Annotated in this window: 19 protein-coding genes; 11 read left to right on the forward strand and 8 right to left on the reverse strand. The window is 61.0% G+C overall.

Going from position 1 to position 22,906, the window contains the following annotated elements:
• Positions 1-66: 66 nt before the first annotated feature.
• The 3 genes from ACZ5TB_RS09735 (at position 67) to ACZ5TB_RS09745 (ending at position 3,199) form a co-directional block, all read left to right on the forward strand.
• On the forward strand, positions 67-921 hold the full coding sequence (locus ACZ5TB_RS09735; RefSeq protein WP_464780018.1) for a transglutaminase family protein: 855 nt from the start codon (positions 67-69) through the stop codon (positions 919-921).
• A 62-nt stretch (positions 922-983) separates the two neighbouring features.
• On the forward strand, positions 984-2,240 hold the full coding sequence (locus ACZ5TB_RS09740; RefSeq protein WP_464791087.1) for a cation:proton antiporter: 1,257 nt from the start codon (positions 984-986) through the stop codon (positions 2,238-2,240).
• Positions 2,241-3,070: 830 nt separating this feature from the next.
• Positions 3,071-3,199: a hypothetical protein gene (locus ACZ5TB_RS09745; protein WP_464778252.1), complete on the forward strand. Its 129-nt coding sequence runs from the start codon at positions 3,071-3,073 to the stop codon at positions 3,197-3,199.
• A 550-nt stretch (positions 3,200-3,749) separates the two neighbouring features.
• On the opposite strand, the gene ACZ5TB_RS09750 is transcribed toward ACZ5TB_RS09745, so the two are convergent.
• Positions 3,750-3,989, reverse strand: a complete 240-nt coding sequence (locus ACZ5TB_RS09750) for a hypothetical protein (protein ID WP_464778253.1) — start codon at positions 3,987-3,989, stop codon at positions 3,750-3,752.
• Between the two features lie 661 nt (positions 3,990-4,650).
• Here ACZ5TB_RS09750 and ACZ5TB_RS09755 point away from each other — a divergent pair.
• Entirely contained in the window at positions 4,651-4,860 is a 210-nt protein-coding gene (locus ACZ5TB_RS09755; RefSeq protein ID WP_464791088.1) for a hypothetical protein, read from the forward strand.
• A gap of 543 nt (positions 4,861-5,403) precedes the next feature.
• Here ACZ5TB_RS09755 and ACZ5TB_RS09760 read toward each other — a convergent pair.
• The 5 genes from ACZ5TB_RS09760 to ACZ5TB_RS09780 form a co-directional block, all read right to left on the reverse strand.
• Entirely contained in the window at positions 5,404-5,598 is a 195-nt protein-coding gene (locus ACZ5TB_RS09760) for a helix-turn-helix domain-containing protein (protein WP_464778255.1), read from the reverse strand.
• Positions 5,595-6,011, reverse strand: a complete 417-nt coding sequence (locus tag ACZ5TB_RS09765; protein ID WP_464778256.1) for a CopG family transcriptional regulator — start codon at positions 6,009-6,011, stop codon at positions 5,595-5,597. Before ACZ5TB_RS09765 ends, ACZ5TB_RS09760 begins: the two co-directional genes overlap by 4 nt.
• Positions 6,012-6,090: 79 nt before the next feature.
• Positions 6,091-8,028, reverse strand: a complete 1,938-nt coding sequence (gene rlxS, locus ACZ5TB_RS09770; protein WP_464778257.1) for a relaxase/mobilization nuclease RlxS — start codon at positions 8,026-8,028, stop codon at positions 6,091-6,093.
• Between the two features lie 1,331 nt (positions 8,029-9,359).
• On the reverse strand, positions 9,360-11,258 hold the full coding sequence (locus ACZ5TB_RS09775; protein WP_464778261.1) for a putative bifunctional diguanylate cyclase/phosphodiesterase: 1,899 nt from the start codon (positions 11,256-11,258) through the stop codon (positions 9,360-9,362).
• Positions 11,259-13,047: 1,789 nt separating this feature from the next.
• Complete coding sequence (locus ACZ5TB_RS09780) at positions 13,048-14,193, reverse strand: tyrosine-type recombinase/integrase (protein ID WP_464778262.1); 1,146 nt, start codon at positions 14,191-14,193, stop codon at positions 13,048-13,050.
• Positions 14,194-15,236: 1,043 nt separating this feature from the next.
• Here ACZ5TB_RS09780 and ACZ5TB_RS09785 point away from each other — a divergent pair.
• Positions 15,237-15,884: a hypothetical protein gene (locus tag ACZ5TB_RS09785; RefSeq protein WP_464791089.1), complete on the forward strand. Its 648-nt coding sequence runs from the start codon at positions 15,237-15,239 to the stop codon at positions 15,882-15,884.
• Here ACZ5TB_RS09785 and ACZ5TB_RS09790 read toward each other — a convergent pair whose 3' ends face one another.
• Both ACZ5TB_RS09790 and ACZ5TB_RS09795 read right to left on the reverse strand, forming a co-directional pair.
• Complete coding sequence (locus ACZ5TB_RS09790; RefSeq protein WP_464791090.1) at positions 15,885-16,934, reverse strand: phage portal protein; 1,050 nt, start codon at positions 16,932-16,934, stop codon at positions 15,885-15,887.
• Positions 16,931-18,784: a terminase large subunit domain-containing protein gene (locus ACZ5TB_RS09795; RefSeq protein WP_464791091.1), complete on the reverse strand. Its 1,854-nt coding sequence runs from the start codon at positions 18,782-18,784 to the stop codon at positions 16,931-16,933. Before ACZ5TB_RS09795 ends, ACZ5TB_RS09790 begins: the two co-directional genes overlap by 4 nt.
• Before the next feature lie 163 nt (positions 18,785-18,947).
• Here ACZ5TB_RS09795 and ACZ5TB_RS09800 point away from each other — a divergent pair, with 163 nt between their 5' ends.
• From ACZ5TB_RS09800 to ACZ5TB_RS09825, 6 genes are all read left to right on the forward strand, one after another.
• On the forward strand, positions 18,948-19,793 hold the full coding sequence (locus ACZ5TB_RS09800) for a GPO family capsid scaffolding protein (protein WP_460986716.1): 846 nt from the start codon (positions 18,948-18,950) through the stop codon (positions 19,791-19,793).
• A gap of 42 nt (positions 19,794-19,835) precedes the next feature.
• Positions 19,836-20,888 carry a phage major capsid protein, P2 family gene (locus ACZ5TB_RS09805; RefSeq protein WP_460986714.1) on the forward strand — a complete coding sequence of 351 codons (1,053 nt, stop codon included), beginning with the start codon at positions 19,836-19,838 and terminating at the stop codon, positions 20,886-20,888.
• A gap of 46 nt (positions 20,889-20,934) precedes the next feature.
• Positions 20,935-21,819: a phage terminase small subunit gene (gpM, locus tag ACZ5TB_RS09810; RefSeq protein ID WP_464791092.1), complete on the forward strand. Its 885-nt coding sequence runs from the start codon at positions 20,935-20,937 to the stop codon at positions 21,817-21,819.
• Positions 21,820-21,939: 120 nt separating this feature from the next.
• Positions 21,940-22,200, forward strand: coding sequence for a hypothetical protein (locus ACZ5TB_RS09815; protein ID WP_464791093.1), 261 nt, complete (start codon positions 21,940-21,942; stop codon positions 22,198-22,200).
• Positions 22,197-22,679 (forward strand): head completion/stabilization protein, encoded by a 483-nt coding sequence (locus tag ACZ5TB_RS09820; protein WP_464791094.1) that lies wholly within the window; start codon positions 22,197-22,199, stop codon positions 22,677-22,679. Before ACZ5TB_RS09815 ends, ACZ5TB_RS09820 begins: the two co-directional genes overlap by 4 nt.
• Positions 22,679-22,903 (forward strand): tail protein X, encoded by a 225-nt coding sequence (locus ACZ5TB_RS09825; protein ID WP_464791095.1) that lies wholly within the window; start codon positions 22,679-22,681, stop codon positions 22,901-22,903. The genes ACZ5TB_RS09820 and ACZ5TB_RS09825 overlap by 1 nt, the downstream gene beginning before the upstream one ends.
• The last annotated feature ends 3 nt before the right edge of the window (positions 22,904-22,906 follow it).

A 22,906-nucleotide genomic window follows, 5' to 3' on the forward strand; every position in this document is an offset into this window, starting at 1 on the left:
GCAAAATAGGAAGTCCATACCAGTCAAGGTGCGCACCCTGCGGTCGGATTGACGCGTTGGGGGGTTATGAAGTTCCAAATACGCCATGAAACCACCTACCGCTATCGGAATGCCGTCGGCCTGCAACCGCATCGCCTCATGCTTGCGCCGCGCAGTTCGCACGATCTGAGGGTCTTGGCGAGTTCGATCCGTCTGACACCGGAAGCCGACATCGAATGGTCGCAAGACGTGTTCGGGAACCTGGTCGCGACCGCCTGCTTCTCAAGCTCTGTGGACACACTCGTCATATCAACGGACATCACGGTGGAGCAGTTTGCTCCCGCGTGGCCCATCTTCCGGATCGCGCCAGGCGCTCACTCCTACCCATTCACTTATTCAGAAGAAGAGGTTACCGACCTGGGCACCCTCCTTAAGGCGCAACATGCGGATCATGGCGGACAGTTAGATAATTGGGTACGCGCTTTCGTTCACGCATTTCCGACCGACACGTTGTCGCTGCTGAAAGACATCAACAATGGCATCGCCGACGCGATCGCGTACCGAACCCGAGACGAAGATGGAACACAAGACCCCCTGGAAACTTTAACGATGGCGAGTGGATCCTGCCGAGACATGGCGGCTCTTTTCATCGAGGTGGTTCGCCACCTTGGCTTTGGCGGCCGTGCCGTCTCCGGCTATTTGCATGATCCAGACCAACTGCTGCATGACGCAGGATCAACGCACGCCTGGGCGGAAGTCTATCTTCCAGCGGCCGGGTGGATCGCGTTTGACCCTACGCACCGGCGCACCGGCTCAGCGAATCTCATTCCAGTAGCAGTTGGCAGGTGCAACAAGCAGATCATGCCGGTCACGGGTGGGTTCATTGGCGCAGCGGACGACTTCATCGGCATGGACGTCCAGGTGAACGTTGCGCTGATTTAATCCGTTTAGCCGCAGTGTCAGGCGGCGCTCAAAAATTTCCTCGATTCATGGAGAGACAATCCATGCTTAATTCTGGATTCTACATCCAGATCCTGACCGGCCTCGGCGCCATCATACTCATGACCGCCTGGATTCCGATGGTCCTGAGGAAGATGCCTTTGTCGCTGCCGATCTTCTGCGTAGCCCTTGGTGCGGCCCTGTTTACGATGCCCCAGTTGAGACCCTTCGCGGTTCATCCGCTGCAGTACCCTATCCTGGTGGAACGCCTGAGCGAGTTTGTGGTGGTCGTCGCGCTCATGGGCGCGGGTCTCAAGATTGACAGGCTCCTTGGCCTTCACCGCTGGATCCTCACTTGGCGTCTCCTCGCGATCGCGATGCCGATCACGATCCTGCTTGTTGCAGCGCTCGCCTCCTCCCTTCTGGGGCTTGGCCTCGCAGCCGCCCTGCTCCTGGGATCGAGCCTCGCCCCCACAGACCCGGTGCTCGCGAGCGACGTCCAGGTCGGCGCACCAGGAGAGGGAGAGGAAGATGAGGCCCGTTTCGCCCTCACGTCCGAAGCGGGTCTGAACGACGGGCTTGCCTTTCCTTTCGTCAACCTGGCGATTGCACTGGCCGGCCTCTCCTTTGGAACGCAAGCGCTTGAACATTGGCTCATCGTTGACGTGATCTGGAAGGTTCTTGCCGGTGTGGGCATGGGCTACGTCATCGGGATGGGGCTGGGCTTCCTTACTTTCCACCTGCCCAATGCCGCCAAGCTGTCCCGGACAGGTGACGGCTTCGTCGCCCTTGGTGCCGCGCTCCTTGCATATGGCCTCACCCAATTGGCGCACGGGTACGGCTTTCTCGCCGTTTTCGTAGCGGCGCTTTGCCTTCGCCATGCCAGCCGCGACCACAGCTACCATCATCGTCTGCACGCATTTGCCGAAGAAGCCGAACGCCTGTTGATGATGCTGATGCTGGTGCTGTTCGGCGGCATGATCACCCATGCAGGGCTACTCGCGCAACTGGATATTTGGATGATCTTATTCACCGCCCTGACAATCCTCGTCGTTCGCCCATTCGCCGGTCTCATCAGCCTTTTCGCATTGGAACTTCCGTGGCGGGAGAAGCTCGTGATTTCCTTCTTTGGAATACGGGGCGTGGGCACGATCTATTATCTCGCCTTCGCCCTCAATCAAGCTCATTTCCCCGAGGCGGAGAGGCTCTGGAGTGTCGCTGCCTTCGTGGTGCTCGTTTCAATCGTTCTACATGGCATCACCGTAACTCCGTCCCTCCAGCTTCTCGACCAGTGGCAGGCGCGACGTCAATCTTCGCAGTGATGGCAGCAAGGCCAGGGTGTTCCGGCGCTTCAATGCTGAACAGAAAGTGCTCTCGTCCCCAACGGCAACGTGCTATTGTGAGGCATCCCGGCTCGACTCATCCAGACAGGCCGGGGCTGAGAGACACAGGCGCTCCCGTTTGGCGAGGAGTGCACAATGTCCGCATCTGAAAGCTCTAATCCATCATTATCGCTACGCGAGGCTCGCAGGCACGCTGACGCTGAGCAACAATGGCTGACCCTTGGAGCAGCGCGAGAACGGTCGAGAAAGGCGGCGGCCATTTCGCATGACCGTAAGCGCCAGCTGGCGTCGGCTATTGATAGCTGGGAGAATGAGGGTGGAACAGCAATTGGCGTTGCCACGTCATTAAGACCCAAGCCTCTCCGGCTCACTAAGCTCCAGTGGTGCGCTGATCTATTTCGTGACGATACCACGATGCGTGCGGCCATTATCAACGGCCTCCTCATATTGATAGCGGGAACAGTAGCCATCATATTGGTAAATAATTGAGCCCCCATATTTACAGCGATTGGCAGAAAAATGGATGCTACACCAAAAGGACTGGCGAATGCCGAGTTTCGGCTGACGCCCGGACTGACCTGTGACCTCGACAAGCTACAGGAACTTCAGACACTCCTCTATGCTGCCCGCGATGCGCTGGCATGTGGAGAAGCGCTGTCTACGATCGAGAGGCAGCGTTTAGACGGTGCGCTCGACGACCTCATGGTCTCGAGGAGGAGCAGCAATGCGCCACCGGGCGCCCCCCACACATCTGAACAAGCGAAGCAGCACAACCCATACATCTGACGTCCAATGCAAAGGAATACACCATGGCCAAAAGCCAGAAAAGATCCAACCGTGAAGTTCGCAAACCCAAGGCGGAGAAATCCAGAAAGCAGAATGCGCCCAACCCGTCGCAGAAGCCCGGCGCGCTCGGCATCGTTACCCTGAAAAGCTGATTGCGCTATAGGGGTCGGCGCGTGTTCCAAAAGCGTCCGCCAACTCCTTCATCAGCTCCGATCAAGCCCGCCATGCTGTGCGGCTACCTACGAGCGAAATTGCTCTACCTCACCGTTCATCAGAACTTCTGTCCTGCCCCGGCCGGCGTGAGGAGGCTGTCCCCCCTCATCGCCAGCGCGACCCTGAGCGTCCTCCTCCTCTTCCAACCGGAATTCCAAAGCGATAGCCGCATCTTCTGGGCTGAGTGCGTCAGACGTCCCTGCCTCACGCGCCTCAGCCTCGGCAGCCTGCGCCTCCCAAACATTGGCGGCTCGCAGGGCAGCCCGGCGTACCTGTTCAAGAGAGAAGCGGCGGCAACCTGGCGATGGTGAGCCGCCTGTCGTCTGCACATTGTTGAACTGTTGCTCATTGCGCCTACCTCTTACCGTCAGGTGGCGCGTTGCGCACCCAAAGCGACACCCATCGCGCCGCAGCGGACGGCGAACCGCTGGCCGACTTCGCCTGATCTGCGGCCGAGGCGGGCGGCCTCCCCCGTAGTGGCGCAGACCTTTAATCGTTTTCCAGTGCAGCAGAGAGATCGGCGGGATCGATCGGGTAATACTCTATGGCAGAACCCATTTGGATCCGCAGCGCCGTAACGGTGCGATGAAAGCCCGTATGGTTATTGCCCTCCAGCATCTCTTCGGTAGTTTCCACTTCGTAGGGACCCGCTGACAAGGGGTTTTCGAACCCGGGTAGCCGGAATGGTTTGGTGAAGGTCACCGTTTTACGCGTCGTACGGACGGTCATGATCGCTTCCGCCGGAGACGAGTGGGGCGTTTCACGTCGGCGGGCATCGATATCTCCTGCTTGCAGGCGGGAGCACGATGGTCTCTCTGTCACGATATGCCTGGGAAGGATCAGGGTGATTGGCCGTTGTAGCACAGCCGTTCCCGGCGGGGTGCATCTATTCGTCCGGAGCAGAGGAGACTTCTGCTGGGCTGAAATTCAAGCCTGTAGGCACCGCCGCGATACGTTGATCCTGTTTTAGTGGCTTTCCTTGAGGACAGCATCAATCATGTCTTGCCAGACGTTGATCGCGTTAGCGTCTGCCGCCGCACCGTCGCCTCCAGTTGACCATTATATTCTGTAGGCGACATCCTGCATCTTATCGCTGAGATCGCTAACGGCGGTAAGTACAGCCCGAGCTTCGGGGATATAATCTCGCAAAAGCGACCGCCCTTCCAGCCTGGCATTTTCCGGATGGCCATCGAGCCGGCACAGGGCGCGGGCAGCGCGTTCGAGCGGAGTCATTGCCAAAGCGTCCCGTTGTCAGGCGAGTCGGTCAAGCGCTCCCGTCTGCAAGTCCTTAAACATGCTCGTGCCGACAGATACTTAAGTCGGTTACGAAACGACTCGGTGGAAAAATGAGGCGCCCGCATGATAAAGGAGGCTCAAGGAGAGCTAGGTGGTGACCGAAAGCACCTCAGAATACCATCGCAGACGTGCAGCCGAGGAGATGACTGAGGCCGCGATCCATGGCGATGACATCACCGCCGAATATCACCGGCGGTTAGCCAGCGAGCACCTGGCATTGGCGAGAGAAGCCGAAAAGGCTGAACGGCAGGGCCGGGATGATAAGAAAGAAGCCAAGCTTCGCTCAAGCGAAGCGGGTCCGTAGTGGCATCTCATGTTTCCCGCACGTTTGGGGGTGAGTTATCCTCGCCATGCGGCTGACCTGGCGAAGAGGCATCTGCCTGATCATCCGGCGAAGATTGTATTCCGTTCAAGAGAGTCGACGGCGAACCGAGTGTGGAAACCAACCATGCCGGAATAGAATGGACTCATTTTAGAGGCAGGTGCCTGACCTCCTCCGATCTGCTGTCCAATTTGCCGACAAGATCATCCATGCTGCTGTCGTACACTGCCGGAAAATGCCGCGTTAACGAGCAACGCAGAACGGCGATCACACTGTTGGTAAGCAGACTGACGAGTTTCGTTCGCTCAGCAAAGGCTATCTCCTTTGAGGCCAACCATCGGCTTGGACTTAAGTGCCCAGCATTCCGCCTCCGACACGACCTATTCACTGCAAGCAGACACAGCCAGAATTTAAACCGCGAGCCCCCTCCGCAGCAGGAGGCGGGCGCTGGACGGTGGTGAGTATTTGCACTGAATGACCAGTTCTCGAAAGGGCGGCGGGCACCGGAGCGGCAAAAAGTGGCGCCTACCGGCCATTCCTTCGACTGCCCAAAAACGCCTCAAGCGATGCGACCGGTATGAGCGTCATGCTGCCGAGCTTGATGGTTTCGATCGCGCCCTCGGCGATGAGCAAGTAGAGCTTTGACCGCCCGATGCCGGTCATACGGCAGGCATCCTTGATCCGGACCGTGATGGGTGCTGGCGATGGATCAAGGCTCATGGCTGTTCCTCCTGTTTCGCAAGGGCTGTCGCGTCACCGCCGTCGGTCCGCACCAGGCGCTGCTCGACCAGCTTCATGAAGCTGACATAGCGCGCCCTTCCCAGACGGGCAGTGTCGCTGTCAAACGCGGGCTGATGGGCCACCAGCGTCAACTGGTGGAGGATGAAGACGCCCAGCATCTCGCTCAGTACGTCGACCTTGCGCTCGAGCCGTTCGGCTGTCCGGTTCTGCCGATCCAGCCTGGGGCCGAAGCGCTGGTCCAGTTCCTGCGCGCCCTTGCGGTCGAGCCAGGCATTGAGCGCGTCGGTCAGGAGCTGCGTCTTCGAGGTGCCCGGGCTGGCGGTAAGCGCATCCAGCTTCGCCGATAGGTCGTCGGGCAGGTAGAATTGATGGCGGGTCTTGAACGTCTTCATGGCCCGCAGCATCCGCCAAGTCGGTAAGGCGCGACAGTGCCTCCATGGTGCCGTGAAGTGTCCGTTGGAGGGCGGCCGGTCAGCTGATGCTCAATCCCCTACTCCTGCCGCCAATGGTCCAACTGATCGGACCCTCACGCATGACGCCAGACACGGGCTTGCCAACGGCCCGCTCGAGAACCGGGCGCCAGGGCACGAGGCTGAACTCATGCGCCCTCTCGATCACGGCATAGCGCTGGTCCCCAAGGGCCACGGCGCGGCGATAGATGCCCTCGATCGGCTCACCGCGCCGCGGCGTGACATGCCGCAGTCCGGTTTCCTGTTCGATCTGCTGGCTGGTTCGGCTGAGCTCGCGCTGCTGGAGGACGACAAGCAAATCACGGCGGAGGCGGACAGTCTGTCCCTCCTGTTCTGCCAGCCCTTGCTCCACGAGCCATGCCTGCCGCTGGACAAGGCTCTTCCTGACATCCGCGCCGAACCCGCCGGAAAGCGGCTGCGGCCGATCGCTCGCCATCTCGCGGTCCAGCCATGTCGCGCCATCATGGATGGCGAGCTGTTCAAGCGGCCCGACCGACAGCGTTTCGATGCGAACCGGCAGGCGTCGGCTCTTCTCCCGTTCAAAGCGTTCAGCATCAGCCAGATGGTTCTGGCCAATCGCCCAACTGCCATCGTGCTGTCGCTCGGGTGCGTCGATCAGCCGCCGCATGGCCTCGAGACGACGGACATGCATCTCTGCTCGGCCTTGGGTCATCATCGGGTCTTGTTTCAGGTGGAGTTCGATACTGTAGCGGCCCTGACGATGGGCAGCGACATGGGCCACGGCGCGATCGATCTCGCGCACCTCGACCGGCGTGGGCGACAGGCGGACGATGCTGCCCGTTCGGACAGCCTGCTGGTCCTCGCCGATATCGGCATAGTGGCTGTGGCCATCAATGCCGTCGATGACGAGATAGCGCCGGTCACGGTGCTCGTCGGAAAGGCCGGTGGCCACGACCCTTCCCACGATCACCTTATCCTGCGCCGGATCGAACAGGGCGTGGTTCTGGGGTGGGCGGTGGATGCCTGCTTCCCGAAGCTCCCGGTTCAGCGTCCGGACAATGTCGCCGCGCTCGCCCATGCGCCGCAGCGTGGGCTCCAGTTCATGGTCGAGCGTCCAGCGACCGTTCCTGCCTTCCTCGGCCAGGCCGAGCCGGGACAGCGTGCGTAGCCGCCCAATGAGCGAAGCATGTTGGCCCGGATCGGCCTTGGTGACGGTGATGACACCCTCTTCATCGGCTTGCCGCATCAAGGTTCGGTCGATGCTGGTGAAACGCTCCTGCCCGGCCTCCCTGGCCATGCTGGCGGCGATCTCCTGCTGCGTGCGGGGACCAAGGTCGAGGGAGACGATCTCGGTCGCCCGGGTGCGAAGCCCCTGGGTCATATAATCCCGGGCGATGACGAGATCCTTGCCGGTCTCGTCCTTACCCCGCACGATGACATGGCTGTGGGGATGGCCGGTGTTGAAATGATCGACCGCCACCCAATCGAGCTTCGTGTCCAAATCCTTCTCGGCCTGATCCATCAGGCGGCGGACCACGGGCCTCAGGTCCTCATATTGGGCACCATCCTCCGGTGCGATGATGAAGCGGAACTGGTGCCGGTCGCCGGCCGAGCGTTCGAGGAAGGGCTTGCTTTCGAGCCGATCAGCGTCAGCACCATAGAGCGATCCGCGCTCGCCCTCGCGGGTCGTGCCGTCGCGTTGGAGATAGCGAAGATGGGCGACGGCTGCCATGCCCTTGCCGAGCTTCACGATGCGGCTTTTCACCACGACGCGGCGGGCGCCGACACCAGACCCTGACGCGCCCCGGCCGAGGACCCGGCCGACGCCATTGCCCCTGCCCAGTCGCGCGCCGGTGAAGCGACGGCAGGCACTGCCCCCACCGCCGACACGACGAGCCCGGGCGAGGCTCTTACCGACGGTCGGGGTGTCGCTGCCGATCCGCCCGAGCCAGAGATCGAAATCGTCGCCGTCGGCCATGTCGTGATCCTTTCCCGCAGAAAGCAGGAAAGGATGGGAAGCGGCCGGCCCGCCGTGCAAGGGCCTCCATCGCCAAGCCCGAAAGTGCTGCATTCTCCGGCCCTGTGGAGGCATGGCCATCGGCATGCCTCCATCAAAAACCCTGTGCAGGCGCCATTCCCCGCCACCGCAGGAGGCAGGGCTTTAATCTTGCCGTATCTTAAATCCCCTAAAATCCGGCTTTCTGCGTCTCAAATCTCAACAGCATTCTCAGAAATCCGGCCTTGATGCAGCGGCATGACAGACAAACGGCTCTCCTGCTCGGCGGCCTTTTTGCCATCTTGAGCGCCTGAATGACGGTGCGGACGTGGTCTTGGTTTGCCACGATCCTGGCTGGTTTTTATCTCAGAACGAAGTCATCGAGCGATGGATTCCAGGCGTCTTTTCATCAGTCGCAATGCCCCTGCCGACTTGAGATTGCATCTGAATTTCTGCTGCGGCCCCACCTCGTCGGCGCTGACATGCGCGAATTTTGGCTTGATAACTTACTCAAACCCAGCAATCTGTCCCGGCTCCCAAGACACGTGGGAGCGGGGCGTCGAAACCTCTGCATACCGGCTCGGTCATCCAGTTTCTGGAGGCCGGGTGGCATGCGCGCATGTCCAGCCGGCTTGCCGGTAAAGGCGCATGCGCCTGTGTGTATGCCAGGTTTCGAACATCCGGCTTTGGCCGTCGCCCCGAGTGGACATAGGCGCGACGATAAGGCCAAGGCTCAAAGCGTCGCTTATCCGAGGGACGCATATGACGATGCCAAGCAGCTCAGGATGGAACCCTATTTCTGATCTGCCGTCTGACCGAAAAGATGGTCGACGGATGCTACTGTGGGAGGAGGATCAGCCCGTCGTGGGCCGATGGGATCCCCACCGGCGAGACTGGGAGGACCCGGAAGGCATGCAGCTTTATGAGGAAATCACCTTCTGGGCCGACATTCTTGCCCCTCAATAATTGCAAGCCTGACGAATGTTTCGACCACCTCATGTCGATCCAGCCTTAGGTCCATATGGAGCCGGTAGAAGGAAGCCGTGCGACTCTTACTCGGCAGATTGGGCGGTCGTCTCGACCGGCATGACGGTTGGCACGAACCGTGGGGGCCACACTTCCCAGATACTGCTGGCATGTGATGCGGCCTGACGGTTGTTGTCGGCGATCTTTGGTCTCCCGGCGACGGCAGCGCCTCGCTGGACCGCCGCCGGGAGTGGAGGCCGGTACTTAGAAAGTAGCGGCCATGCCGGAACCCTATAAAGCTCTTGATCGCATTTCGCCATCAGGGGGCGGATTCAAATACCGCTCTTTCAAGGCGTGCGATCGCATTCAATCGCTCTCTTTGAGAAGCTGGTCGAGGGCCGATGCATGCGCCGTTCTCTGGCACTACGCCTCTCGGGCCGGCTCCAACTTGCAGTTTGATCGGCAAGAAGCGCAGGGATCTGATCCGCTGCTACGGCTGGACTGAAGAGATAACCCTGCGCCTGATCGCACCCGTTCCTGTGCACGCAATCTGCCTGGCCTCCTGTTTCGATCCCTTCGGCGACCGTCGTGACTCCCAGATCCCTCCCAAGGTTGATGATCGCGCGGACGATCGCCGCGTTGATCGGGTCATCGAGAGATTGAACAAAAGAACAATCAATCTTGAGTACATCAACCGGAAACTGCTTTAGGTGGATGAGAGAGGCATATCCTGTGCCGAAGTCGTCAAGTGCGATCGTCATCCCGGCGCGCCGAAGCTGTTCAAACGTCTTCGTTACATTGTGAGAAGCCCCCTCAAGCAGCACCGTTTCAGTGACTTCCAGTTCCAGACAAGATGCGGAGATGCCCGCGCGATCAATGCGTTCCATCACGCCCGCGACAAAATGCTCCTGACGAAAGGATGCGGCTGACACGTTGAAGGCGATACGACCGATGGGGAGTCCCCGCCTTCTCCACCGAAGGATGTCGGCCGCGATCAGCTCGAATATGCGCTGGTCAAGAGCGATGGCCAGTTCGGCGTCCTCGAAAGCGGCGGAGATTGTTCCGGGTCCGTGACATGCTCCAGGCATTCCGTCGCGCCAACGCAACAGTGCCTCAAATCCTGCGATGGCACCCGATTCCAGATCGACTTTGGGTTGATAGAAGGGGAGGACCTGATCAAGGTCGAGCGCCTGGCGGGCCAGCGACAGTTCCGACATGCGGGCTTGCAGACCCGCACGCATGCTTCTCTCGAAATGGCGGACACCGCCGCCCGCAATCTTCGCTTCATAAAGTGCCAGATCGGCGTCCTTGTAGAGACTAATGGCATCCTTGTTGTGATCTGGACTGAGCGCGACGCCAATGCTGGCACGACAGGTATGGGCCTGACCGTTGAGTGAACATGGTTCAGACAATGCAAGCCTCAGCTCGGAGATCGTCTGATCAAGTTGCGCTTCACCAGTGGTATAAATAAAGAGAGCGAACTCATCGCCACCGAGCCGCCCGGCCATTGAATCGCCGGTGCCATTTCTCTTTAGGCGCCGGGCGATCTCCTTCAGCAGCGCATCGCCGACGTCGTGGCCGTAGCGATCATTCAGGGCTTTGAAGCCATCAAGATCGATAACAAGAAGTCCGACCCCGATCCCCGATCCTTCAACACCAGCGAGCGCGGTTCCCAGCCCTTGCATGAAGGCGCGCCGGTTCCAGAGCCCAGTCAGGTCGTCATGGTCTGCCGTCCAGCGCACCGCTTCGTCCGCCAGCTTGCGATCATCGATATCCTCGACGGTGCCGTACCAGACTCCGAGTGCGCTGCCGCGCTCCTGGTGCCGTGCGGCTCGTGAACGGTGCCATCGGTAGTTGCCGTCTCGGTGCCTGAGGCGGATTTCATAATCCATGGGCGAACCCGTTATTAGCGCATCGCTCCACGCCCTCTTCACGGTCGGACGGTCACTTGGGTGAACCACAGCGAGGAATCCCGACCCCATGCACGCCTCATAAGAAAGGCCGGTGTACTCGAGGCCGCGCACGTCGATATCGACCATGCCGCCTCGAGCATCGGCGATCCAATGGATGAGGGGGCTAAGCGCTACAGTGTTGCGATAGCGCTCTTCGCTCGCCTGAGCGGCTGTCTGGATATCGAAGTCGGCATCGGGGAGTCTCCTGGTCAGCTGCCGCCGTTCCGCTGCAAAGCCGCGGAAGCCAATCTCCTCCCCCTTTTCCCATTCGGCAATTCCATAGGGACGTCCCACGCCTGATCCTCCACCATTTCGGCAAATCGTATCAGGCTGGCATTGAGACGATGTTAATGTCCCCCAGAGTTGGATTAGGCAGAAGCGGATCGTCCACGACATGCTCTCGGGCGAGTGGGGCGGGAATTATGGCGAGCTGCAGGATAGGTACTGAGGTCGAAGCATAACAGGTGCTAGGGGGAGTGGGTACAGAAGGATATGAGAAGATCGTCTGCGAGGCTGTGCGCCAGCGCATGTTGAGCGGTTTCGAGCGTCGATCTCGCTCCGGCATGCCAGCCTTGCTGGCGTCTCCTGATCGCAACGTATTTTGTGGGCTGCAACCGTCCGGCGCGTCGGACATTACACCGTTGGTCTGCCGCTCTGAAAATTCCCGGCCGAGGGCCTCTTGAACCGCGGAATGCTCTATTGCTTCGAGGACGCGGCCCAATATAACAATCGATATAAAAAGGTCGCGGAAAAATGACGATGGAAGAGGATGAAGCCTGTCTTCATGCGGTTCGCGCTTACGACCGGAGACGACGACTCCTAAAGGCGCAGATGTTTCATGATCGCCTGGGCTTGATCGACATCTTGGTGCGAGATGTTTCTGAACGCGGGCTGGGAGGCAGATGTGCATCCGACATAGCAGTCGGAGATCGGGTTTCGATTCATGTCGTCGATTGTGACCCGGCCAATGGCACGGTGGCTTGGCGCAAAGGTGAAGGGTTTGGTGTTTATCTAGACTCGCCAATACGCCCTTCTGATTTGCGGACTCCCGCAGCTGAAGAGCTGCAGGAAGGGAAGTATGAGGTTCCAACCCTCTTCCGGCCGTCCCTCTCATTCAGGCGCCCGGGGTTCAGATCCAAGCGATAGGCGCGCGTCTTGGCGAAGAGATGGACAAGAAGGCATTTCAAACGGCACCTTTCTGCGCGGCCGGGCATTGCTCGCTGATTCGCTGATCGCCTAACCGGCACAGAGGCCCTAAGGTCTCCTGCGCTGGCTCTTCAGGCCCACGTCAAGGCGTCCATCCATAATCAACGAAGGATCGGTTCCATAATTCATCCCCAGCGAGGCCGATTTGCTGAATGAAATTATGTCTGAGCCGCAGGTTGATATGCCTGTGGCGAACGGCGTCGCTTCAGGGGTCGCAAAAATGCCAAGGCGGGACGTCCGCAATGCCCTGTTTAACACTCCACAGCCTCGGGCGTTCAAGGCAGGCACCCGCGCGCTTTCCGAACGGATGCGGCGTTGGCGGGAGCGTAGGGACCAGCATATCGCCAGACCCGCGCTCGGGGCAGCGGAATGAGAAAGATGATGACGACAAGATATCTGCTCATCGGCGCGGCCTCGCTGAGGCTTTCCGCCTGCGCTGCGGGTCCGGACTATGTTCCGCGCACTCGGCGGCGGCTGGCAGACGTCTCGCAGGACCTTGTGAGAATGCTCCCATGTCATTCAGGTGGCCGCAGTCGCGCCTCGGCGTCAGCCAGTAGGCAACAGGCATCGGTCAGGGTCCAATCGACCGAATTCAGGTCGAGACCCGCTCAACCTTGGCCCCCAATCGCCCGGTTCCGCATCGCCGCATTTCAGCACCGGGATTTTTCGTCGCGACTGATCCGTGGCATCTGCGGTCCGTTTGGTCAAAGGTTTGTTTCACCGCGCGATCACCGAAAGCGGCTTGTGCATCAAGGGCATGGACCGCGCCGACGCGGAGTGTCCAACGAAGCGGACATGAAGGCCATTCCGGCTGAAGTCGTGAGACGGCCGCTATCGGACGGCAAGATGCTCAAAAGGCACTGAAGAAGGTGCCCGGTCAGCGCTCCAAACAATATGCTCCCCATTCGTCCATCAGCTTTCGCCTCTTCTCGAGGAGGTTTCCGCGCCGATACGCGGCTTCCGTCTTGTCCTTGACCCGATGGGCCAAGGCCGCCTCTGCGATTTCACCGGGGTGATTGGTTTCCTCGCTAACCCAGTCCCGGAAAGCTGAGCGAAATCCGTGGGCGGTCACCTCCTCCTTCATCTCGCGGAGCAGTTTCGTGAGCGTCATGTCACTCATTGGCGCGTCACCTCTGGCCCCAGGAAATACAAGCGAGCGCGATCCGATCCGCAATTCCCGGCACCGTTCCAGGATCGCCAGCGCCGGTATCGACAGCGGAATGACATGCTCGCGCGACGCCTTCATGCGCGCGGCCGGTATGGCCCACAGTTTCTCGTCCAGATCGAATTCTTCCCATGCCGCACCTCGGACCTCGCCTGATCGGACGGCAGTCAGGATAGCAAAGCGCAGCGCTAACCTACCGAAGGATTCCCGCTCCGCGAGCCTCACCATGAAAGCGGGCACCTTTGCATAGGGCATGGCCGCGAAGTGCCCGTCCTTCTTGGGCTGTCGCGGAAGCCCCTTGGTGATCGCGCGCATGGGCGCTTCAGTCTCGCGGTAACCCGAGGCGTAAGCCCAATCGAGAACTGTGCCGATCCGCTGCCGGACCCGTCGCGCTGTCTCGGGCTTAGCGAGCCAGATATCCGACAGAACGTTCCGGATCATGGGTCCTGTGATCTCATGAACCTGCACATGGCCGATCTGCGGGAACACATAGGTCTCCAGCGTCTGGAGCCATTGCTTCTCGTGCTTCTCATTCCGCCAGGTCTTGCTGTGGGCAGCAATCACTCTGGCTGCCGCCTGCCGGAATGTGGGAATGCCCTGCGCCTTGCGCCGCTCGAATATCGGATCCAGCCCGAGTTCAACCCAGGTGCGGATTTCTCGTGCCCGCTCCCGCGCGGTAGCCAGCGAGACTTTTGACGCACTGCCCAGACCAAAGTCGCGCCGGTTGCCATTCTTCTGCACCCGGCACACCCAGCTCTTGCCGCCGCCGGGCTGAATCACAAGAAACAGGCCGTCGCCATCCCCGAGCCGCCCGGGGCGTGTTGCTGCCTTCACAGCGGTAGCGGAGAGCTTTCCCATGCCACCAAATCTCCCACATTCTTTCCCACATTTCCAATCGGTCACCGGTGGACTGGCAGGGATGAACGTGGATGCGAATCACGCTGAAAGCCGCAGAAAAGCTGGGCTTTAGTGATTCGGAACGGATGTGAAAGGACAGGGTGGTGGCGGAGAGGGAGGAAGGCGCATTTTCGACGTAACACATTGATATTCCGAAGGCCGCCCCGGCTCCGCTCGCCCGCATACCATATATCTGACCATAAAGGCGGCAAGATACTTTCTCTGTCGAGGCAGCAGCGTTGCAGCGCCGATCTACGGCTTATCCCTATATAGGGGGCAGGTCCATTTAGTAAGCCGGGAGGGGTCGGGAAAAAGGTAATCTCTATAACCACCGTGCAAATTCAACAGGTTACGAGTAACTTTACCTATAATCTTTCTATAACCAGATTATACCTTCTAGGAGTGATTTTCCGGCTCAAAAAAGTCCTTAGTTTTCAAAGGGATTATAGTTTTACCCCCTGAGAGGTTGCAGAATATTATAGGGAAAGGCCAACCCCAGAAACCGCAGAAATCCGCCACTTTTTAGCGGATGATCGGCGCAGATTGGCGAGATTACCTTTTTCCCGACCCCTCCCGCTTTCAACGGCGGCGAACATCATTTTTCGGAGAATGTCGCACCGGCCCGATTAGGGCGCTGTGGGTGCATCAAAACGCATCAGCGCAGGCCGCCTCATGATCGGCAACCGGCCAAGGATCTAGGCCGCTTTCCGGGGGGCGTCGATGGTGCATCAAAAGGGACATGAAAAGCGCGCGGGCGAGGCGGGGGGAAAAGCGCGTTTTTGGGGGCGGCAGGGGGGCACCCCGGTCCCGGCCCTCGGCTGCTGGACCTCGTGCCGATCCGCGGGCGTCGGGGGTTCCGTCCCGATGCCTGGATGGTTGGTCAGGTCGCGTAATAATCTTACACGTTAGATGCGGCACTGACGGGCGGCCCGGAGGCTCATCTACGGCACGTCCATTGCGCGCCAGCACATCGCGCGACATGTAAGGACAGCAGGGGGAATGTGATGACGCTGACACGGGTTCATTTGGAGACAGGGCTGCGCCTGCCCATCAAGGCATACAAGATGGTTGATCCCCAATTCGAGCGTGCCTTCCTCGCAGGGGAAAGCATCAAGATCGACTCATTGGAAAACTACAGAGCCATGGAAGGCGAGCGAGGCGACCCGCTGGAAGGGGCCGCGAAAAACTATATCGGCCGCACGATGGTCTTGGATGGCATGAATCCTGCCGATGTCAGCCTGATCCGATCCATCGGCATCGATATAAGTTTCTGCTACAAGCCGAGCTTCACGAACATATCCTCTGTCCAATCACTGCAACCTATGCGCATATTCTGCGCCTCCCTTGCCCCTGATTTTTCTAAAGCCAAGGACATGGGCTGCAGCCTTATCGAGATTACTGACCTTCTTAAGTTCGCCGCCACCATCAATCGCCAGAACCCTCATCTGGGCGAAGTTCGTTGGTCGCCGGTGGAGTATGTGGCGAGGGAGGCAGATCTGTCGATTTCAGCCCCCGTCCGCCCCCATCCATTCAAAAAATCGCAAGATTTCGCCTGGGAAAATGAGATCAGATTACTATGGGGCGGGCCGGTTAACGGCTCGCCGATAGTACGTTCTCCTGCAGTTCGTCGCTATCTAAGGAAATTGGCGTGATCAGACCGCCTTCACCCGCTCCAGAAATCGCACCGCCTCAAAGCCCAGCTGGTCGTTGAGTTCCAGGAAGACGGACTGGAGGGGCTGGATTTCCAGTTCAAAGAAGCTGTCGAGCGCCTTGGCTGGATCGCCGAAGCCGCCCGCGTTGGCCGGGATGATGCCGAGCAGCTGCGGCGGCACCCGGTGCGCGGCCAGCACGTCGTCCCGCGTCGTGTTCTTGATTCCCAGAAATTCGTCCTTTGCGCCGACCTCGGCGATGGGGATGATCTTGATCCCCCCGTCCTTCCCGTTCGGCGAGTGGACGAACATGTTGCGGAAATTGCCCGGTCCCTTCGCCCGCTTCAAGGCATCGCGCATCGCGTCGACGTCGCCATTAGCGAAGTCGCCAGTGGCGTACAGGATATAGCCCGCGTGGCTCCCGTTCTCGAAATAGCGGCGGCGGAACAGCGTGGCATTTTCATTCAACAGCGCCGACTGCAGGGCCGAGAGATATTCGGGCAGGCCATAGATTTCCTGATTGATGTCGGGCGCGAGCAGCTGATGCACCGTGCCCGGCTGAAACTCGCTTTCGGTCCGCTGCCCCGGCACCCACCAGAAGCGGCCCGGCTCGACGCCGCGCCGCGTGTATTTTGCGAGACAGTGATCGAGCCGCAGGACACCGCCGAGGCGGTTGTGGATCTCCTGCGCATAGGCGTTACCCATCACCAGATAGTCCTGCACCATCCCGGCGAAGGTTTTGCGGGACAGCCACGGTGTCGGGTCCAGACTGGCCGCCAACAGGTTACGCTTGAGCATGATGGCGCTGCTATGATGCGGCGAGGCGCGGAAGGCGCGGGCGAGCCCGTCCAGTGACAGCGGCGGCTCATACCAGCGATGATTGTGCCAGCATTCCAGCATGTCGAGCATAGTGGCCCGGCTCAGCACCGGCTCAGGATCGCCGAACGTGAACGCCTCGACCGCGCCGCGCCGATTGTCGCTGGCCGCGACGATCGCGCCCTCGGACGCTGCGACCGATTCCCGGCGGTTCATACGGCGTGCGCGCTTGCTCATTCGATGATCTCCATTGTGCCCTTGGGCGCTTCCTTGCCGTCGAGCGGTTCGTTCATGAGGATGTGCATGGTGGCCCAAGCCAGATCCGCGTGGCCGTCATTGCCGCCGCGCCCCGCCTTGAACGTGATATTCCGCCCGCTGGTGGTCAGCGTCTTCTTGATCGACACGAAGGCGGACACGAGATCGAGCAGGCCGCTGTCGAACGCGAGACGGCCCCGGCGGATGACGTTCTGCGCCTTCATGATCATCTGCGCCTTGAGTTCGAGCGAATATTCGATCTTGGCGACGGCGCAGCCCGGCAGCGCGCCGGGCTTCGCCATGATCTGATAGACGCCCGCGCCAACGCCCTTGGCGTCGATGCCCAGATATGTGCAGGTATAGCGGCTCAGGACCGCCTTGATGAATTCAGCCTGCTGCTCGAAATCGAGGCCGCGCAGCTGGTGGCGCTCAAGGATCCTGAATTGCCCGCCCTCGACCAGCGGCGGCGCAGCGATGACCAGCGCCGCGTTGTCGCCATTCTCGCTTTCCTGCGGATCATAGCCCGCCCAGACTGAACGCTTGCCGTAGGGCCGCGCCGCCTCCGGGTTGAAATCCTGCCATTCGATCAGGCTGTCGCACCCGCAGGCGATCATGTCGTTGAAGCGGAAGGCGGACTGGCTGTCGTCCACGAAGTCGCACATGAAGAGGTTGGCGAATTCGTCGGGCGCGTATTCGTCCTCAAGCTCTTCGATGTCGAACAGATCGCATCCGCCCATCTCGGCGTCGCGGATGTTGACGATGTTCCGCCAGATCCGATCCGGCCCGGCCATGCCGATCGCCAGCGCATCATGGCTGACGTCGATCTTGATCTGATCTTCCTTCTTGCGCCGACGGTTGCGGCGGTCGCCGGTCCAGTAGGGATAGGCCGGATGCGCGACGCTCGACGGCGTGGAGAAGTAGGTTTTCCGCCACTTCTTGTGCGTCGCCATGCCCGACGCGACCTTGTTCAATTCCTCGAACGAATGGACCCAGAAGAATTCGTCAAAATAGAAATTGCCGTGGCGGCCCTGCGCCGTGCGGAAATTGGTGCCAAGGAAGTGCAGTTCCGCCGCCGCTTCCTCCGCTGGCCGCAGATCCGACGTGATCAGCATCGGGTCGCCGGTCAGCGCGACCCCGACCAGTTTGGCGAAGCTGACGATATAGGACCGGAACTGGTGTGCCTGGGCTTTCGATGCCGACAGGAAGATCTGGTTGCGGCCCGTCTCGATCGCGTCGATCAGCGCCTCGAACGCGAAATAGTAGGTTGCGCCGATCTGGCGCGACTTGAGGATCATGCGCGTGCGCTGATCCTTCGCCTGCCACCAGCGATGCTGATAATCGTAGAGCCCGTCGAGGAAGACGCGCTTCAGTTCCTCCGCCTGCTCGGCGGTGAAATGGTTCTTCTTCGCCTTCTTGCGCTCGCCCGCGTTGCGGTTCGCAACCTTGTCGTTGAGATCGCCAGAGTGGCCGCCGGGGGCCTCATAGCGGCGCACCTTCGCCAGTGTTTCGATCTGGCGGGCCAGCGCGTCCATTTCGACCAGATCCGCGCTGGTTTTCTTTTCCTTGGCGATCAGGGTCAGCAGCCGGATCTCCAGCCCATCCTCAATCTTGCGGATCGAGGGCGCATCATCCCAGCGATCGCGTTGCTTCCACGCCTCGATCGTCGCGCGAGGGATCGGCCCGCCCTTTTCATTGACGACACCGTGCAGCGCGAATTCCTCCGCGATCTGCGTCACGCCCCACCCGCGCCAGTAAAGGCTGCGGGCATGACGGCGTGGATCGAACTGCCACATGGCAGAGGGCGCGCCGGGCTGGGGAGGCTGCATGGTCATCGGGGCGGACCATGCCCCGCGCTCAAGCACCTGATCATGGGCGTCTATTTGGACAGCGGCCTATCCAAATGCTGGGCCTTGAGCCTGCTCGCCCGACAGCCCCTTTTCTGGTCGCGTCAACGCCTAGCCGCGCCGCCAGCAACCAAGGGAACCGGAACCGACCATGGCAAAGAGCAAATTTTTCCGCGTCTTCGTAGAGGGCTTCACCGCCAGCGACGGTCGCAAGATCGAGGCGTCGTGGATTGACGACATCGTCTCCACCTTCAACGCGGAAACCTACACGCCGCGCATCAACATCGAGCACATCAAGGGCTACAGCCCGGAGCCGCCGTTCAATGGTTATGGCGATGTCGTCGCCGTGAAGGCCCAGACCGACGAACTGGTCATTGACGGCCAGACCGTTCGCCGCCGCGCTCTGTATGCGCAGGTCGAACCCAACGAGCAGCTGATCGCCATGCGCGCCAAGGGGCAGAAGCCCTTCCCGTCGGTTGAAATCTCGCCCGATTTCGCAGGCACCGGCAAGGTCGGGCTGGTCGGCCTCGCCCTGACCGACAATCCCGCCTCCCTCGGCACCGAAGCGTTCAATTTTTCCGCGCTCAAGCCGATGTTCGATGCCCGGAAATCCTCGCCCAACAATCTGTTTTCCGAAGCCTTCGAAGCGGTGGAAATCGACTTGGAGGAAGCGCCGGTGGACGGGACCGGCATCGCGTCCGCCATCGCCGCAGGCTTCGCCAGCCTCGCCGCCAAATTCACGTCCGGCAGCGAAAAAGCGAAGGGGCAGGAACCGGAAACGCCCAAGCCTGCCAATGACAACAGCTTTGACGTGGCGGCGTTCTGCGCTGGGCTGGGCGAACAGATGGTTGCTGCGGTCAAGCCCGCGAACGACGCCGTAGCCAAACTCCAGGGCGATTTCGCCGCCCTCGTCACCAAGCTGGAATCGACCGAGCAGACCGGCTTTTCGCGCGCCCCCGCGACCGGCGGTTCCAACGCGATCCAGACCAACTGCTGATCCTCGCCGCCGCCCGCCTCAACACCTTGGAGTAACCCCCACATGCGTCGTGAAACTCGTCTCGCGTTCAACGCCTATCTGGGCCAGATCGCCCGCCTCAATGGCGTCGAACTCGCCACCGAAAGCTTTTCGGTCGCCCCGACCGTCCAGCAGACGCTGAGCCAGCTGATCCAGCAGTCCAGCGCCTTCCTCCAGAAGATTTCGTTCGAAACGGTGCCCAATCAGGAAGGCCAGAAGGTCGGCGTGGGCGTGACTCGCCCGCTCGCTGGCCGTGTCAACACGCGCGGCGGCACGCGACGGGCACCCACCGATCCGACCGACACCAGCGACGGCGGCAACTATCGTTGCGAGCAGACCTTCTACGATCACGCGATCAGCTGGGAACGCCTCGACGCATGGCGCCATAAGCCCGAATTCCAGACGCTGGTTCGTGACGTCATCGTGCAGCGTCAGGCACTGGACCGGATCACGATCGGGTTCCACGGCACATCGGTCGCCGCCACCACTGATCTGGTCGCCAATCCGCGCCTGCAGGACGTCAACAAGGGCTGGCTGCACAAGATCCGCCAGTATGCACCGGAGCGCGTGCTGGATGACGGCGCACTGACCGCCGCTGGCAAGGCGATCTATGTGGCCGACACCGATGACGCCACGAAGCGTGACTATGTCAATCTCGACGCGCTGGTGAAGGACGCCGCCGCTGGCCTGCTCGATGAGTGGCATCAGGAAGCGGATGACCTTGTCGTCATGATCGGTCGCGATCTGGTCCACGACAAACAGATGCCGATCGTCAACAAGGCGGGCAACACCCCGACCGAGCAGCTGGCGCGCGACATCATCCTGCGCGGTGCCAATCAGGTCGGCGGCTACTATGCCGAGCGCGTTCCCGACTTCCCGACCGCGACCCTGCTCATCACCAGCTACAAAAATCTGGCGATCTACGAGCAGGAAGAATCGCGCCGCCGCTACGTCAAGGACGAACCGGAACTGACCCAGATCGCCAATTACGAGAGCGTCAATGAGGCTTTCGTGGTCGAAGATTACGGCAAGTGCGCCCTGGTCGAAAACATCGTCATGGGACCGAAGCCCGCCTGATCGGCGCGGTCCTAACGCTATCCCCTCCATCTGACAGGACACGCAAATGAGCCTTGCTCGTCGCAACCGTGATCGCATCCTCGCTGCCCAGATCGTAAGCGCAGCGGCTGCACCTGCTGATGGAGGGGGCATCGCCCCTGCCGCCGCAACTCTCCCGGCGGCAGGGGCGGGCAATGCCTCTCTGGCTGAACGCGCCGCCGCGCAGATCGTGCTGCGGCTCACCCATGACCTGCGCCGCCTCAAGGAAATTCGGGGCATCGACCTCAAGATCGCGGCGAAGCGCGAAATGCTGCCGGAATATCGTGATTGGGTCGCGGGCACCGTGGGCGCTGATGCGGGCGTCGGCATCGGCCTTGCTGCCGAAGTCGTTCCCACCGTCATGGTCTGGCTGATCGACGTCGGCGCATATGGCGAGGCGCTTGATCTCTTGCCGTTCATGCTCAAGCACAAGGTTGCCATGCCGAACCGCTATCAGCGCGATGCGGCGACGATCGCCATTGAGGAAATTGCCGACGCCGCGAACAAGGCGCAGGGCGCAGGCGCTGATTTTCCGCTGGAAATACTGGCCCGCGTCGCCGAACTGACCGCCGCCTGCGACATCCACGATCAAGTCCGCGCCAAGCTGTTCAAGGCAACCGGCACCGTCCAGCTGACCGCCGCCGAAGATCTGCCAGCGGACGAAGGCAAGCCCGCGCTGGAAGCGGCGTTGGCGAGCCTGAATGAAGCCCAGCGCCTGCATGATCGCATCGGCGTCAAGGACAAGATCAAGCGGGCGAACAAGCTGCTGACGGCCATTGCCGCCGTCGCCCCGGACCCGTGGAATGGCGATGACCGGCCCGGAAGCGGTCTCGACTGCGATTATCCCGGCTGCACCCATGACCACGGTGGCGTGTGCACGCCCAACAACGAACAGGGCGGCGCTGCCGCCTGACAGGCTCGCCCCCGGCGCTCAGGGGCGGATCGCGCGATGCGGGAGGCTTTCGAGCCGTAGGGCCGCACTCTGCCCCGATCCTCACCCCTGTAAGCCGGTGGGCCGAAATCGGAGGACATCATGCCCTTTTTCAATCTGGCGCTGATTGCCGTTTTCGCCGTCTGCGCCGTGCTGTCGGCGCTTTTCTGTTTCGAGCGGATCTGGTGTGTCGTCCGCAAGCCCCAGCTGATCGCGCCCTATCTGCCTGATCGCATCCGCATGTCCCCGGCCTACCGGATCGTGCTGCCCCTCTTCCTGATCCTCGACGTCGGCGCGGCTGCGGGCTGGGCCTTCGTCGTCTTCGCCAGCATGGCCTTCATCGCCCGATTGGGGATGGCATGACGTTCGTCGCCCGCCCGCCCGCGTCCGAGATCGAGCAGCCGCCGGAAGAAGAAACTGCGGTCATAAACGACGGCTTCTTCCCCGACATTGATCCGGCGGCAGTCCGTGATGCCGCGAGGATCCCGACCAGCATCACGCCCGCGCGCCTGCGCGCCGCGATCATCGGCGCGATCATGACGGCAGGAATCGACCTGCAGCAATTCGCTGCGGATTCCATCGCCGCCGGGCACGCCACCCTCGCCGCCGTGCCCGCGCCCCAGCTGGACGGGGCGAGCGTGCAGCTGTTCCGCTATCAGCGCGCCGTCGCGCTCTATGCCAAGGCCGAACTGATCGAGCGGCATCCCGACTTCGACACAACGGCAGCGGGAGGCTCGGAAGGCAGTGACGCGGCCTCCGCGATCGGCAGCTTGCGCCGTGACGCGATGCACGCGGTGCGCGACATGCTGGGCCAGACCCGAACAGTGGTGGATCTCATCTGATGGCGTCGGAGCAGCGCCTTGTTGCCCGGTCAGGGGACAAGCTGGACCTGCTGCTGTGGCGCGATGCCGGGCTTGGTCCGGCCGAGATTTCCCGCGTCTGCGACGCCAATCCGGGGCTGGCTGATCTTGGCCCCGTCCTTCCGCTCGGCACCGTCGTCATCGTGCCCGCAACCGCCGACGCCAGCGCAACGCGCGTGCTTCCCCTCATTCAGCTTTGGGATTGATCC

It is taken from the genome of Sphingobium sp. TomTYG74 (assembly GCF_055393875.1).

Coding starts and splice junctions, on each gene's coding strand:
- ACZ5TB_RS09735 (WP_464780018.1), top strand. CDS start 67: ATGAAGTTCCAAATACGCCATGAAACCACCTACCGCTATCGGAATGCC.
- ACZ5TB_RS09825 (WP_464791095.1), top strand. CDS start 22,679: ATGGCGTCGGAGCAGCGCCTTGTTGCCCGGTCAGGGGACAAGCTGGAC.
- ACZ5TB_RS09740 (WP_464791087.1), top strand. CDS start 984: ATGCTTAATTCTGGATTCTACATCCAGATCCTGACCGGCCTCGGCGCC.
- rlxS (WP_464778257.1), bottom strand. CDS start 8,028: ATGGCCGACGGCGACGATTTCGATCTCTGGCTCGGGCGGATCGGCAGC.
- ACZ5TB_RS09815 (WP_464791093.1), top strand. CDS start 21,940: ATGCCCTTTTTCAATCTGGCGCTGATTGCCGTTTTCGCCGTCTGCGCC.
- ACZ5TB_RS09785 (WP_464791089.1), top strand. CDS start 15,237: ATGACGCTGACACGGGTTCATTTGGAGACAGGGCTGCGCCTGCCCATC.
- ACZ5TB_RS09820 (WP_464791094.1), top strand. CDS start 22,197: ATGACGTTCGTCGCCCGCCCGCCCGCGTCCGAGATCGAGCAGCCGCCG.
- ACZ5TB_RS09760 (WP_464778255.1), bottom strand. CDS start 5,598: ATGAGCCTTGATCCATCGCCAGCACCCATCACGGTCCGGATCAAGGAT.
- ACZ5TB_RS09765 (WP_464778256.1), bottom strand. CDS start 6,011: ATGAAGACGTTCAAGACCCGCCATCAATTCTACCTGCCCGACGACCTA.
- gpM (WP_464791092.1), top strand. CDS start 20,935: ATGAGCCTTGCTCGTCGCAACCGTGATCGCATCCTCGCTGCCCAGATC.
- ACZ5TB_RS09795 (WP_464791091.1), bottom strand. CDS start 18,784: ATGACCATGCAGCCTCCCCAGCCCGGCGCGCCCTCTGCCATGTGGCAG.
- ACZ5TB_RS09780 (WP_464778262.1), bottom strand. CDS start 14,193: ATGGGAAAGCTCTCCGCTACCGCTGTGAAGGCAGCAACACGCCCCGGG.
- ACZ5TB_RS09745 (WP_464778252.1), top strand. CDS start 3,071: ATGGCCAAAAGCCAGAAAAGATCCAACCGTGAAGTTCGCAAACCCAAG.
- ACZ5TB_RS09800 (WP_460986716.1), top strand. CDS start 18,948: ATGGCAAAGAGCAAATTTTTCCGCGTCTTCGTAGAGGGCTTCACCGCC.
- ACZ5TB_RS09805 (WP_460986714.1), top strand. CDS start 19,836: ATGCGTCGTGAAACTCGTCTCGCGTTCAACGCCTATCTGGGCCAGATC.
- ACZ5TB_RS09750 (WP_464778253.1), bottom strand. CDS start 3,989: ATGACCGTCCGTACGACGCGTAAAACGGTGACCTTCACCAAACCATTC.
- ACZ5TB_RS09790 (WP_464791090.1), bottom strand. CDS start 16,934: ATGAGCAAGCGCGCACGCCGTATGAACCGCCGGGAATCGGTCGCAGCG.